A 13,112-nucleotide genomic window follows, 5' to 3' on the forward strand; every position below is an offset into this window, starting at 1 on the left:
CTCCCCGTCAGTTCGACCCGAAGAGACCGCGTGGCAACGGCCTGACTTCGTCGCGTACGTCGGTGACCTCACCACGCGTGGCGAACGTGCGCCACTGGCGGAAGTCGACCTCGGTCAGGCCCAGCTCCTGCGCCTGCTGGTAGTTCTCACCCAGGTAGTGCAGGGTGACCTGGTCGCTCTGGATGCCCAGGATCTCAAACGGCGCGCCGCGGTACGTGCAGAGCTTGCGGACGTGCACGAGCTCTTCGACGGCCGCGTCCGGCAGCTCCAGCGACCAGTGTCCGTTGCGGTCGGTGAAGTCCTCCGGCACCGTCTGGCCGGGGAACGGGTGCAGGATCAGCGCACCCGGCCGCGGCGCGAAGTCGACCTCGAAGTCCTGGCCGCGGTAGCGCGCCATCAGTCCACGCCGGACGGTCGGGCGCAGCGGAACCGGGCCCTGCCAGTACCTCCCCGGCCCGAAGCCCACGTCCCCCGTCGGCACCCAGCCGACCTGGCGGTCGACGTACTTGCCGACGCTGCGGCCCTCGCCGTTCGGCTCGAACCGCCACAGCTCGGTGCCGGCCGCGAACTCGCTGAGCTCCATGACGTACTCGGGGATCGGCGTGGCGCTGGGCGTGTACCCGGTGCCCGTGAACGGCAGCGGGTAGACGCGCGTCGTGCCCATCTTCCGCGCGCCTTCGAGGTCGGGACCGCCGAAGCTGGTCTCGAAGAGCTCCGTCGTGTGCGCGTAGAACCGCAGCAGGTACTGCGTGCCCTGCGGCCAGCCCTCGACCCGGTCGACGCCGAACGCCTCGGCGAACTGCGTGCTCGTGCCCTGCGGGAAGTCCTGGCCGCGGGTGACGAACCCGGCGGTGCGGTGCGGCTCGAACCGGCCGGTGACCGTGACGTTGCCCAGGTACAGCTGCGCCGTCGCCGGGTGCACGATCTTCTGCAGGATGGTCTCCGGCCCGATGCCCGCTGCCTTGTGCACGGCCTGTGGCGTGGTCATCCCAGGTTCTCCTTCTTCCACCGCGCCAGGTGGTCGGTGCGGTCGACCCGCACGTCCTCCAGCTCTGCCGCACTGATCGTGCCGTAGAAGCCGTTGTACCGGTCGCCCTGGAGCCCGTTCTGCGCGGCCCAGGTGCCGTCGTGCCCGACGTAGTCGACGGTCGCCGTGCCGTTGCGCACCTGGCCGACCCGGAACGGCTGCCCGCGCCACGTCGCCGTCGTGCGGTCCCGGTACCAGGCGTCCAGGTCGGCGATGGGCACCTGCCGCTCCGGTGCCTGCTCGCCGATCCGGATGAGCCAGACGTGGCCCTCCGCCGCCTCGCTCGTGCTCGTGCGGAAGGTCTCGCCGCGGTACTCGGCGACGTCGAAGTCGTGGGTCATGGCGTGCCCGCGGGCAGCTGGTACCAGCCGTACCGGCTGTCGTAGACGGCGTGCAGGCGCTCCCCGCCGGCCCGGTCGACCTGCCAGATCTCGGCGCGGTCAGGCAGGTCCGTGCCGCGCGGCACGATCCACTCCGGCACGCCACCCCCGGTGGACCCGGTGCCCGTGAACGGGTCGAGGTTCCGGTTCGGCGTGGCCACACCACCCGCGTCGGCCATCCGCTGCGCCGCGTCGTCGTAGCGCCGCTGCTCGGCCGCGTCCGCGTAGGTCTCCTTGTTCGGCCCGCCGAACGGGATGAACGCCTCCCCCGCCGTGGTCGCGTCGAGCTTGTAGCGCAACTGCATCGCCGAGTCCGCGTTCGCCGGGATCGGCGTCCAGCCGGCGCCCTTGTCGTCGAGGGCGAGACCGTCCCGCAGCCCCTGCGGCGTGTTGATGTCCACCACGTCCACACCGCGCGCGATCGACCCGCCGACCTGGGTCTGCCAGTCCTGCCTGCGGTCGCCGTCCGGGTGCGGCGTCGCCGGCAGGTAGGTGTCCATCGCACCCTGGTTGAGGGCCTTGGTGACGATGTCGCCGTTGCCGACGGTCAGCTGGTTGCGGACGTCCGCGACGTGCCGGGCCTCGTCCGGGGTGAGGTTCGTCGACAGGGTCGTGCTGAGCTGCTCGTACCGCTGGCGGTCGGCCTCGTTCGGGAGGATGTGCTCCAGCTGCTGCCGGTAGCCCTCGCCCTGCGCGGCCATGGCCGAGTTGTCGAACTGCGGGGTGAGGTCGTGGCCCTGCGGCGACCGGGGCGGACCATCGCCGCCGCCACCGTTGTCGTCGCCGTTGTTGTGGTTGTCGGTGTTGTGGTTGTCGCCGGTGTTGTGGTTGCCGGGGGTGTCGTGGTCGGCGGGGCGGTCGGTGCCGGGGTCGCGGTCGTGACCGGTGGGGGTGTCGTCGTGGGGACGTGCGTCGTCGGCGCCGCTCGTGCCGGTGTCGTGCGGCTTGCCGTCGGTGTCGTGCGGGCGGGTGCCGTCCGTGTCGTGGGGACGGGTGCCGTCGTGCGGGGTCGTCGTGTCGTGCGGCTTGGTGTCGTGCGGCTTGGTGTCGTGCGGCTTGGTGTCGGTCGGGGCACCGGTGCCGTCGTGGGGACGGGTGCTGTCGTGCGGCTTGGTGCCGCCGTCGTGGGGCGTGGTGCCGGACGGGGGCGTGTCGTGCGGACGCGGGGTGTCGTGGCCGGTCGGCGAGGGCAGGCCCGAGCCGGAACCGCCAGGCGTGTGACCCGCGGGCGAACCCGGAGTCGAGCCGTGACCAGCGGGCGAGGGCAGGCCGGAACCGTGGCCCGTCGGCGTGCCCGGAGTCGAGCCGTGGCTCGAGGAGCCGTGTCCCGAAGGCGACGGCAGGCCGGACCCCTGACCGGACGGCGACGGCAGGCCGCCGGGGGTCGGGCGCGGGCCGGACGAGGTGCCGCCGGTGCCGGCGCCGGAGCCGGGGGTCGAGTGACCGGCCGGCTGGGGTGAGGGCAGTGCGGAACCCGAGCCGCCGGCCGGGCGGTGCTGCGGCGGGGCGGTGGGGGTGCCCGCGGCGGCCGTGGAGCCGGGGCGGGGGCCGGAGCGCTGCGTGTCGCCGCCGCCTGCACCGGGGGTCATGGGGGCGCCCATCGGCATGGCGCCGCCGACCGGGGTGCCGGAGTGCGAGGACGGGGCGGGTGCGGGGGCCGCGCCGGCCGCGTGGGTCGTGTCGGGGCGGGTGACCGCGGGGCCGCCGGAGTGGCCGCCGGACGGGGGTGCGCTCGCGCTGCCACCGCCGCCGGGGCGGACCGGGGGCGGGGCCGTCACGGCTCCGCCGCCTCCGCCGCCGCCACCGGACGAGGGGGCGGTGGTGTCGCCGGGCGACTGGACCGTGGGCGGTGCGGAGACCGGGGTGCCCGCGACCGGGGTGGAGACCGAGGCCGCCTTCGTGCCGTCGGCGCCGCCGCCGGACGGGGAGTAGACCTCGCGGACGGTCGAGCCGATGTCGCGTCCGCGCTCGCCGATCTCGGTGGCGGAGTCCTTGACGGACTGGATGTCCTCGTGGATGTCGCGGACGCTGTTGCGCACGTCGCGGGCACCCTCGGCCACCTCCTGGGTGGCGTTCATGGCCTCGGCGAGGGAGTCGGCGTCCTTCAGCTTGCCGAGCGCGGAGGCGACCCGGCCCACGGCGTCGAAGAGGGCCTTCACGTCCGTGATGAGCTTCTTGACCGTGTCGATGATGTCCATGACACGGCGGTAGATCTGGTAGGCGTTCCAGACCATCTCGGCGGCCTTGATCCAACCGGCCACCGGGACCCAGACGGTCGCTGCCGCCTGCATGAGCTTGTTGATCAGGTAGTCGAGCAGGCGGGCGGCCTGCCTGCCCAGGGCCTCGGCGCCGGAGGCGACCGTGTCGAAGCCCTTCGCGATGAGCTGGGCGACGCCCATCTCCGCGAGCAGACCGGCCTTCCAGCCCAGCGCGATGTACTTCTCGTGGCTGCTCGCGGCCTCGCCGTCCCACGCGTCCCGCACCTTCCCGACGGCGTCGGTGAGGTTGTAGGACATGTCGTTCATGGCGTTGCCGACCGAGCGCCAGGCGTCGCCGTCGGCGCGGATCTTCGACCAGTCACCGGTGATCGGCGTGATGATCGTGGCGACCAGGCTCTCGCCCGTCACGGCCTCGAACACCCAGTTGACGGCCTGGACGCCCCAGCCCTGGTCCTGGAGGACGTCGTTCAGCGCGGCCCGGTCGACCTCGGGCTGCTGCAGCGAACCCGAGACCGGGCGCGGCGAGGAGTACGTCGTCGTCATCGCAGGAGGCCCTCGAAGATCTTCCGCTGGGCCAGGTCGACCTGCTCGTAGACGGCGGCCGTGGCCTCCACGCCGGTGGCGGTGCCCTCCAGTTTGGACTTGCCGAAGTCGAGGGTCTCGTCGAACAGCGCGCGCACGAGGTCCACGCCCGGCTGCAACAGCGTCAGCAGGCCGGTGAAACCGCTCTTGTCGCAGGCCGTGGCGTGGACGTACTTGCGGATCGTCTCGAACTCCGCTGCCTCGGTGCGCAGGTACTCGGCGTACGCGCGCAGCTCGGCAGCGTCTGTTGAAAACAGCGCCACGGCGGTCCCCCTCGGACTCAAAGTGCTCAGGTCACGCTGTGACGCAGCGCTCTCGTCACCAGTTCCCCGTGCGGTGGAAGTTGTTGAGGCGGTCCAGGCACGGGGCGAGGTCCATGTCCTGGGCAGCTACCCATGAGTCGTCGTAGTAGGTGTTCGCGTAACGCTCGCCGCCGTCGCAGAGCAGGGTCACCACGCTGCCGCGGGTGCGCGACTGCCGCATCTGGGCCACGACCTGGAACGCACCCCACAGGTTCGTGCCGGTGGAGCCGCCGACCCGGCGTCCGAGCAGGTCCTCGACGTACCGGATCGTCGCCACCGACGCCGCGTCCGGGACCTTGATCATGCGGTCGATCACCTGGCCGACGAACGACGGCTCCACGCGCGGGCGCCCGATGCCCTCGATCCGCGAGCCGCGGGTGCCGACCAGGTCCGGGTTGCCGTCGCGCCAGGCGTCGAAGAACACCGAGTGCTCCGGGTCCACCACGGCCAGGCGCGTGTTCAGCTTGCGGTAGTGGATGTACCGGCCGATGGTCGCGGACGTGCCGCCCGTGCCGGCGCCGACGACGACCCACTCCGGTTCCGGCGACGGCTCCAGCCGCATCTGGTCGAAGATCGACTCGGCGATGTTGTTGTTCCCGCGCCAGTCGGTGGCGCGCTCGGCGTGCGTGAACTGGTCCATGAAGTGGCCGCCCAGCTCTGCGGCGAGGCGGCGGGACTCGTCGTAGAGCGCCGACGGGTCGTCGACGAAGTGGCACCGGCCGCCCTGGCGTTCGATCAGCGCGACCTTCTCCGCGGACGTCGACCGCGGCATCACGGCGATGAACGGCAGCCCCAGCAGCCGCGCGAAGTACGCCTCGGACACGGCCGTGGAACCGGAGGAGGCCTCGATCACGGGCGTCCCGCCGGTCACCCAGCCGTTGCAGATCGCGTAGAGGAACAGCGACCGCGCCAGCCGGTGCTTCAACGAGCCGGTCGGGTGCGTCGACTCGTCCTTGAGGTAGAGGTCGATGCCCCAGTCGAGCGGCAGCGGGTAGCGCAGCAGGTGCGTGTCCGCGCTGCGGTTCGCATCCGCCTCGATGATCCCGACGGCCTCACACACCCAGTGCCTGGTCCTGCTGCAACACCGGTCCACAGAAGTGCTCACACCGGGCACGATATCCGCGCCACGGGCTCACGCCTGGGTGACGGGACCTTCGTCACCGCGGAGCTGGGCGCGCAGCTTGTCCCGCTCGGCCCTGCGCACGGCGTCGCGCTCGTTCAGACCGGCGGCGACCCGCTCGCGCAGGCCCTTGAACACGAACAGCGACGCGGGCAGCGCCACCACGATGCCGACCACCAGCGCGACCAGCAGCGGGACCTTGAACAGCAGGAGAGCACCCGTCACCACCGCGACGAGACCGAAGCGGGCCAGAACGTACAGGGTCACATCTCGAGCGAGCACCCGTTCAGGTTACGTCGCCTTCGTCGGAGGTGTTCGGCCGTCCTTCGAAACGGGTGGACAGCACCACCGTCGTGCGCGTTCGGGCAACTCCGGGGATGCGCCGCAACCTGCCCAGCGACTTCTCCAGGTCGTCCACCGTGGCCACCCGGACCTTGACGACGAACGACTCGTCGCCCGCCACCCGGTAGCAGGACTCGACCTCGATCAGCTCGGCCAGCTCGTCCGCGACCTCGTTGTCGTCCGCGGTGTCCGTGGGGTGGATGCCGATCAGCGCGGTCACGCCCAGGCCGACCGAGCTGGGGTCGACCACGGCGTGGTAGCCCACGATGACGCCGGCCGACTCGAGCTTGCCGACCCGCTCGTGCACCGCGGAGGCCGAGAGCCCGACCTGTCGGCCCAGGTCGGCGTAGGTGGCCCGCCCGTTGGCACGCAGCGCGGCGATGATCTGGCGATCAAGTGCATCCACCCGCGACACCCTATGCCTCGCACACGCGTGCACGTCGTCCCGGTCACAGTTGAAGTGCACGCGGGGAGCTTTCGTTCACCAGGAGAGCACGGGAGGGCCCCGCGTGCGGCCGTCAACGGGGGGAGTGTCCGAAACGCGTCGGTCGTCCCATTACTACCTCTTTACCAAAAAACAAGCGTTCGAGTACCTGACGGGTGAGATGCCACGATCGGACCGGAACGTCTGATCTGAGGAGGCAGTAGTGACTGCTGCAGCGACCGAGCGCCTGTTGACGCCTGGAGAAGTGGCCAACCTGTTCAGGGTTGACCCGAAGACCGTGACCCGGTGGGCGACCGCTGGACGCATCGGCTCGATCCGCACCCCTGGAGGACACCGCAGGTTCCGTGAGACCGAGGTGAAGGCGCTGCTCACGGAACTCACGACCGAGGCGACCGAACCCGTCCGCCATTGAGACCGCGGCAATCCCCGTGCCGCGGGTAATCTCGTGGCAAAGGGAGGTGGCGACCAGATGATCTACCTGCTGGCGGTGATCGGTGCGCTCACCGTGGCTGTGCTCGTGTGGCGGGCGTTCGCCCCACAGCATTCGGAGTACACCCCGGGCCGCAAGGTGATCGCACCTGACGACGACCCGGAGTTCCTCCGCAAGCTCGACGAGCAGCGCAAACGCGACGAGTGAACGACAAGGGGCCCCGTTCCCGGGGCCCCTCTCGCGTGCTCTGACGACCAGCGCCTAGGTGTTGGGGAAGTCGTCCGCGACCACCGCGGCGAGCTCCAGCAGCGCCAGGCGCGTCTCCGGCGCGAGCTTGTCCAGCTCGATCTCGGCGCCTTCCTCCAGGTGCGCGTCGAACGGCATGCGGACCACGGACCGGCAGCGCTGCGCGAAGTGCGCGGAGAGCTTGTCCAGGTCGACCTTGCCGGACTTCGGCCGCACCGAGTTGATGACGCACACGGACTTGGCGACCAGTGCGCCGTAGCCGTGCGCCTCCAACCAGTCCAGCGTGGCCGCCGACGTCTGCGCGCCGTCGACCGACCCGGACGACACCAGGACCAGCGAGTCCGCCTCGTCCAGCACGCCCTTCATGGCCGAGTGCATCAGTCCGGTGCCGCAGTCGGTGAGCACGATGTTGTAGAAGTGCTCCAGCAACGCCACCGTGCGCCGGTAGTCGTCCTCGCTGAACGCCTCCGACACCGCCGGGTCCTGCTCGGAGGCGAGCACCTCCAGGCGGGACGGCGACTGCGAGGTGTACGCGCGCACGTCGCTGTACTTCGTGATCCGCGAAGCGTCGCGCAGCAGGTGCCGCACGGTCGCCGTGGTCTCCCGCGGGATCTTCAGCGCCAGCGTGCCGCGGTCCGGGTTCGCGTCCACGGCGATGACCCGGTCACCGCGCAGCGACGAGAACGTCGAGCCCAGCGTGGTGGTCGTCGTGGTCTTGCCGACGCCGCCCTTCAGCGACAGCATCGCGATCTTGTAGCACCCGCGCAGCGGCTGGTTGATCCGCGCGATCAGCTCACGCCGGCGCAGGTCCGCCGGGCTCTCGCCGAGGTTGATCAGGCCGCCGCTCATCGAGTGGAGCGACTTGCGCCAGCCGGACGACGGCGGGCGCTTCTCCTTCTTGATCAGCTGCTGCGACGAGACTTCCTGGGCCTGCGAGCGGTACTGCTGCTGCGGGAAGTTGTTCGGGTACTGCTGGCCGGCGAACTGGCCGTACTGGGCCGTGCTGTGCTGACCGGACTGGCCGCCGCCGACCTGGTGCGGCCCGGACTGGCCGGCCACCGGGTACGGCCCGGACTGCCCACCGGGCACCGGGTACGCGCCGGACTGCCCGCCGGGCACCGGGTACGCACCGGACTGCCCGCCGGGCACCGGGTACGCACCGGACTGCCCACCGGGCACCTGGTAGGGCCCCGACTGGCCGCCCTGCACCGGGTACGCGCCGGAGCCGCCCTGCACCGGGTACGCGCCCGACCCACCGGGGACCTGGTACGCGCCGGAGCCGTGCGGTGCCGGGTAGGGGCCTGACTGACCGCCGGCGACGGGGTACGCGCCGGACTGGCCGCTGATCTGCTGCGGACCGGACTGCTGCGGGTCGAGGTAGGCCGTCTGCGGGTCGACGTACTGCGGGCCCGAGCCCTGTTCCTCACCCGGTGGTTGCCGTGTCACCGCTGTGGCCCTCCCTGAGCAAGGAGGATCGAGACCTCCCCGACCCCCGGGTTGCGACGGTACGCAACCGGCAACGGTTCCATCGACGTGGGGGCTAACTCGTTAGAGACCCGCGTAGGAATGCAACCCGCTGGTGACCAAGTTGATGAAGAACAGGTTGAACACGTTCAGCGCGAACCCGGCCACGTTGATCCACGCAGCCCCGCGGCCACGCCAGCCAGCCGTCGCACGGGCGTGCAGGTAGGCCGCGTAGACGACCCACGACACGAACGCCACGGTCTCCTTGGGGTCCCAGCCCCAGAACCGGCCCCAGGCCGCCTCCGCCCAGATGGCGCCGCAGATGATGCCCGCGGTGAACAAGGGGAACGCCAGCACCGTCGTGCGGTAGGCCAGGCGGTCGAGCACGTCGGCCGACGGCAGCCTCGGCAGCCGGTCGTCCCTGCCGTCCTTCAGCAGGTAGAGGACCGAGGCCACACCGGGGATCAGCAGGACGCCGGACGAGATCGAGATCACCGAGACGTGGATCACGAGCCAGTACGAGCGCAGCGCCGGCTGCACGGGCGCGGACTCGGCGTAGAGCACCGTGCCGCCGAGGAACAGCAGCACCCAGATCGGCACCAGCACGAACGCGCCGAGGCGGCGGATGGGGAACTTCGCCATCAGCACGATCCACGCCACCACCGCGGCCAGGCACAGCAGCGACATGTACTCGTACATGTTGCCCCAGGGAGCCCGCCCCGCGGACAGGCCGCGCATGACCAGCGAACCCAGGTGCAGCACTGCGCCGAGCACGGTCAGCGCGGCACCCATGCGGCCGAACCGCTCCGGCCGCGAGACCTCGCGCCTGGTCGGTTCCTCGGCCGGTCCCGGGACCGGCGCACCGGCGCCCACCAGCGCCTCGGCCTTGCGCGGCGCCCGCGTGAAGGCCTGTTCGACCAGGTAGAACGCCATCGCGAAGAGGTAGACCCCGAGGGCGCTGCGGTACAGCCAGTCGCTGTAGGTCGCGAGTGTCTCGTTGACCGGCATCAGGACTTCTCCCCTATCAACACCGCGCGGGCCAGCCGCGTGAACTCCTCGCCGTATCCGGCCTGGTCAGTGCGGGCGAGGCCGCCGACCTCGACCAACGTACGCCCGTCCTCCCGAGGAGTCGCACGCACCCAGACGCGACGGCGCTTGACCGTGAGCGAGACGCCGAGCCCGAGGATGATCAGCACGGCGAACGCGAGCACGTACCCCTGGGTGGGGTCGTGCGAGACCTGCAACGACACCCAGTCGTTGACCGAGTCGAACCGGACCTTCGTGCCGTCGTCGAGCGCGATCTCCTCGCCCAGCGCGAGGTTCTTGCGCGCGACCTTCTGCAACCGGCCCTGCTCCACCAGCTCCTGATCGATCGAGAAGATCGACTGCCCGCGCCCGTCGTCCACGCCGAGGTCGCCGCGGTACACGTCGACGGCGACCATCGGGGCGTTCAGCGCGGGGAACTTCGAGTTCAGGATGTTGCCGTGCAGCAACGGCGTCGGCGCCAGCAGGCCGGTGACCGCGATCTGGTTCTTGCGCCGCTGCTCGGAGTCGGTGATGCCCGGCGGGTCGAACTTCGTCGCGCCCTCGGAGGCGAGCGTCAGCTGGTCGGTCGGCAGCCACTGGATGCCCTGCGTGCGCTTCTCCCCGTTGGGGAACGTCACCGTGAACGTGGGTGTGTAGCCGTGGCCGAGCAGGTAGAGCCGGTCGCCGCTGGTCCGCAGCGGGTGGTTGACCTGCAGCGTGTACGGCCGCCAGGTGTTCGTCTCCAGGTCGGCGCCGGACTGGTAGCGGATGTCGGCCTGGTAGCCGACGGGCTGACCGTTGTCGAGGTACTCGGCGGAGAACTTGCCGATCTCGACGCAGAACGGCGTGAGGTCGGTGCCGTCGATGCGCAGACCGGGCCGGAACTGGTCGTAGTTGAAGATGCCGCCGTTGCAGAACTGGCCGCCGTCGGCCTGGACGATGACCTGGCCCTCGTAGTTGTACATCTTGCCCAGCGCGAACGAGACGAGCAGCCCGAGCAGCGCGAAGTGGAAGACCAGGTTGCCGGTCTCGCGCAGGAACCCGCGCTCGGCGCTGACCGTGCCCTCGCCGGTCTCCATCCGCCAGCCGCGCATGGCCTTCTTCGCCCTGGCGACCGCCTCGTCCGGCGTGATGTCGAGCTCGGCCTGCGCGTGGTGCGGCATGCGGGAGAGGTTGCGCGGCGTCAGCACCGGCTTCGCGCGCATCTGCTTGAAGTACTCGACCGTGCGCGGCAGCAGGCAGCCGACGAGGCTCGTGAACAGCAGCAGGTAGATCGCCGCGAACCACGGCGTCGCGTAGACCTCGAAGAAGCCGAGGTCCTGCAGGAGCTCGCCCCACCAGCCGCGTTCGCGGACGTAGTCGTCGACCCGCGCGGAGTTCAGCGACCGCTGCGGCAGCAACGCGCCGGGCATGGCCGCGAGCGCGAGGAGGAACAGCAGGGTGAGCGCGGTCCTCATGGAGGTGAGGCCGCGCCACGTGTTGCGCAGGAAGGCGATCACTAGAGCGGCAACTCCACTACGTCGACGAACGAGTAGCGCAGCCACCCGACGAACTCACCCCAGAGCCCGGTGACGAGCGCGATGCCGACGAGGATCAGCAGCACCCCGCCGAAGACCTGCACCTGCCGCGCGTGCGTGCGCAGCCACTTCGTCACGCCCAGCGCCCACCGCGCCCCGAGCGCCAGCACCACGAACGGCAACCCGAGCCCCAGGCAGTAGGCCAGCACCAGCACCGCACCGCGCGCCGACATCGACCCGACCTCGGTGCTCTGCGCCACCGCCAGCACCCCGGCGAGCGTCGGCCCGAGGCACGGCGTCCACCCGAGCGCGAACACCGCACCGAGCAGCGGCGCCCCGACGAGCCCGGCCTTCGGCCTGCTGTGGAACCGCACGTCCTTCTGCAGCGCGGGCACCAGCCCGATGAACACGAGTCCCATGAGGATCGTGACGACGCCACCGATCCGCTGGAACAGGTCGGCGTTGAAGAGCAGCGCGTGCGAGACCCCGAGCACCGCCATCGACGCCAGCGCGAAGACCACGGTGAACCCGAGCACGAACAGCAACGACGCACCCGCGACCCGCCACCGCCCTGCCTTGGCCGGCTCGTTCGCCTCGACCCGCGGCGCCTCGGCACCGACCAGTCCGGCCAGGTACGCCAGGTAGCCGGGCACCAGCGGCACCACGCACGGGGAGGCGAAGGAGATGAAGCCAGCGAGCAAGGCAACCCCGGTGGCCAGCAGCAACGGCCCGGAGATCGCCAGATCGGTGGGGTTCACACACCTCAGGGTAGGTAGTTGCCCAGATCACGCGACGACCGGTGTCACCTTCGGATCGCGCCCTTGGGCCGGAAGTACCGACGATTGCCGCCTTGTGGGTGACAACACGTGTGCTTAGCGTCATCACATGCGACGTTCCCGGCTGATCTTCCCGGCGTTGACCGTCACCGCCCTGGCCCTCTTCGCCCAGTCCCCGGCCGGCGGCGCAGCCCCCGCGATGGAGTGGCGCGAGGTCTTCAACGAGGACGGCTCCATCACCCAGGCCCTCACGCCCAAGGCTCCCAAGGAAAGAGCCACCGACCTGCGCACACTGGCCGCGGCCGAGGTCGTCCCGGTCCAGGTGACCGGCGACTCGGCCGACCGCTTCGACCTCGTCTTCGTCGGCGACGGCTACACCGAGGCGGACCTGCCGACCTACACCGCGAACGTCCTGAGCAAGTGGACGGAGCTGTCCGCCGTGGAACCGTTCGCGTCCTACAAGGACTACTTCAACGTCTGGCAGGTCAACGTCGTCTCCGCGGAGTCCGGCGTGGACAACGACCCGGCCAAGGGCGTCGAGAGGAACACCGCACTGGACATGGGCTTCTGGTGCCAGGGCCGCGACCCGAACACCGAGCGCCTCCTGTGCGTGAACGAGACGAAGGCCAAGCAGTTCGCCGCCCTCGCCCCCGCCGCCGACCAGGTCATCGCCCTCGGCAACACCGCGAAGTACGGCGGCGCAGGCGGTTCCGTCGCCACCGCCGCCGGCTCCAACGACCAGGCGGGCCAGATCGCCGTCCACGAGCTCGGCCACTCCATCGGCGGCCTCGCCGACGAGTACGACTACCCCTACGCCACCTACACGGGTTCCGAACCGCGCGAGGTCAACGTCACCAAGGACCCGACCGGGGCACTGAAGTGGTCGGCCCACCTCGGCCAGCCCTCCCCGGACGGCGGCGTGATCGCACCGGTCGAGGGTGCCCGGTACTACAAGAACGGGCTGTACCGGCCGACCCAGAACTCGATCATGCGCACGCTGGGCAAGGAGTTCAACTCGATCGGGCGGGAGGCGATGGTGAAGGCGTTCAAGGCCAAGATCCCGTCGCTGACCACTCCGACCGCACCGGCCCCGGCCGACTGACCGAGTGCCGCAGCCCCGCCCATCCCCCGCTTCTGAAAGTCACGCGGGGACCCCACGTACCCCTGGAGGGCACGCGGGGACCCTACGTACCCCTGAAAAGTCACGCGGGGGCCCTACGTTCCCCTGGAGGGAAC

The 13,112-nt window shown here is 70.7% G+C and carries 14 protein-coding genes; 3 read left to right on the forward strand and 11 right to left on the reverse strand.

Going from position 1 to position 13,112, the window contains the following annotated elements:
* Positions 1–7 precede the first annotated feature (7 nt).
* The 7 genes from AB0A63_RS36315 to AB0A63_RS36345 are packed head-to-tail and all read right to left on the reverse strand — an operon-like array spanning position 8 to position 6,378.
* Positions 8–988: a hypothetical protein gene (locus tag AB0A63_RS36315; protein WP_360399759.1), complete on the reverse strand. Its 981-nt coding sequence runs from the start codon at positions 986–988 to the stop codon at positions 8–10.
* Positions 985–1,368, reverse strand: coding sequence for a hypothetical protein (locus AB0A63_RS36320; RefSeq protein ID WP_360399762.1), 384 nt, complete (start codon positions 1,366–1,368; stop codon positions 985–987). Before AB0A63_RS36320 ends, AB0A63_RS36315 begins: the two co-directional genes overlap by 4 nt.
* Complete coding sequence (locus tag AB0A63_RS36325) at positions 1,365–4,169, reverse strand: hypothetical protein (RefSeq protein WP_360399765.1); 2,805 nt, start codon at positions 4,167–4,169, stop codon at positions 1,365–1,367. The genes AB0A63_RS36320 and AB0A63_RS36325 overlap by 4 nt, the downstream gene beginning before the upstream one ends.
* Positions 4,166–4,471, reverse strand: a complete 306-nt coding sequence (locus tag AB0A63_RS36330; protein WP_360399768.1) for a hypothetical protein — start codon at positions 4,469–4,471, stop codon at positions 4,166–4,168. Before AB0A63_RS36330 ends, AB0A63_RS36325 begins: the two co-directional genes overlap by 4 nt.
* Before the next feature lie 55 nt (positions 4,472–4,526).
* Positions 4,527–5,615: a PLP-dependent cysteine synthase family protein gene (locus AB0A63_RS36335; protein ID WP_360399771.1), complete on the reverse strand. Its 1,089-nt coding sequence runs from the start codon at positions 5,613–5,615 to the stop codon at positions 4,527–4,529.
* A 27-nt stretch (positions 5,616–5,642) separates the two neighbouring features.
* The gene (locus AB0A63_RS36340) at positions 5,643–5,912 is read right to left on the reverse strand and encodes a DUF4229 domain-containing protein (protein ID WP_360399774.1); all 270 of its coding nucleotides are present in this window, start codon (positions 5,910–5,912) and stop codon (positions 5,643–5,645) included.
* A gap of 4 nt (positions 5,913–5,916) precedes the next feature.
* A complete protein-coding gene (locus AB0A63_RS36345) occupies positions 5,917–6,378 on the reverse strand; it encodes an Lrp/AsnC family transcriptional regulator (RefSeq protein ID WP_360399777.1) in 462 nt (153 codons plus the stop codon).
* 241 nt (positions 6,379–6,619) lie between these two features.
* Here AB0A63_RS36345 and AB0A63_RS36350 point away from each other — a divergent pair, with 241 nt between their 5' ends.
* Positions 6,620–6,829 (forward strand): BldC family transcriptional regulator, encoded by a 210-nt coding sequence (locus AB0A63_RS36350; protein ID WP_053737033.1) that lies wholly within the window; start codon positions 6,620–6,622, stop codon positions 6,827–6,829.
* Between the two features lie 57 nt (positions 6,830–6,886).
* Positions 6,887–7,054, forward strand: coding sequence for a hypothetical protein (locus tag AB0A63_RS36355; protein ID WP_086667950.1), 168 nt, complete (start codon positions 6,887–6,889; stop codon positions 7,052–7,054).
* A 54-nt stretch (positions 7,055–7,108) separates the two neighbouring features.
* On the opposite strand, the gene AB0A63_RS36360 is transcribed toward AB0A63_RS36355, so the two are convergent.
* The 4 genes from AB0A63_RS36360 to AB0A63_RS36375 form a co-directional block, all read right to left on the reverse strand.
* On the reverse strand, positions 7,109–8,539 hold the full coding sequence (locus AB0A63_RS36360) for an AAA family ATPase (protein ID WP_360399782.1): 1,431 nt from the start codon (positions 8,537–8,539) through the stop codon (positions 7,109–7,111).
* A 102-nt stretch (positions 8,540–8,641) separates the two neighbouring features.
* Positions 8,642–9,565, reverse strand: a complete 924-nt coding sequence (gene ccsB / locus AB0A63_RS36365) for a c-type cytochrome biogenesis protein CcsB (protein WP_360399785.1) — start codon at positions 9,563–9,565, stop codon at positions 8,642–8,644.
* Entirely contained in the window at positions 9,565–11,040 is a 1,476-nt protein-coding gene (locus AB0A63_RS36370; protein ID WP_360399911.1) for a cytochrome c biogenesis protein ResB, read from the reverse strand. Before AB0A63_RS36370 ends, ccsB begins: the two co-directional genes overlap by 1 nt.
* A gap of 41 nt (positions 11,041–11,081) precedes the next feature.
* A complete protein-coding gene (locus AB0A63_RS36375; RefSeq protein ID WP_360399787.1) occupies positions 11,082–11,858 on the reverse strand; it encodes a cytochrome c biogenesis CcdA family protein in 777 nt (258 codons plus the stop codon).
* Positions 11,859–11,985: 127 nt separating this feature from the next.
* On the opposite strand from AB0A63_RS36375, the gene AB0A63_RS36380 reads away from it, so the two are divergent.
* Positions 11,986–12,978, forward strand: coding sequence for a M64 family metallopeptidase (locus AB0A63_RS36380; protein ID WP_360399790.1), 993 nt, complete (start codon positions 11,986–11,988; stop codon positions 12,976–12,978).
* Positions 12,979–13,112: the final 134 nt, after the last annotated feature.

The organism is Lentzea sp. NPDC042327 (genome assembly GCF_040647275.1).
In the GTDB taxonomy this organism is placed as follows: Bacteria; Actinomycetota; Actinomycetes; order Mycobacteriales; family Pseudonocardiaceae; genus Lentzea.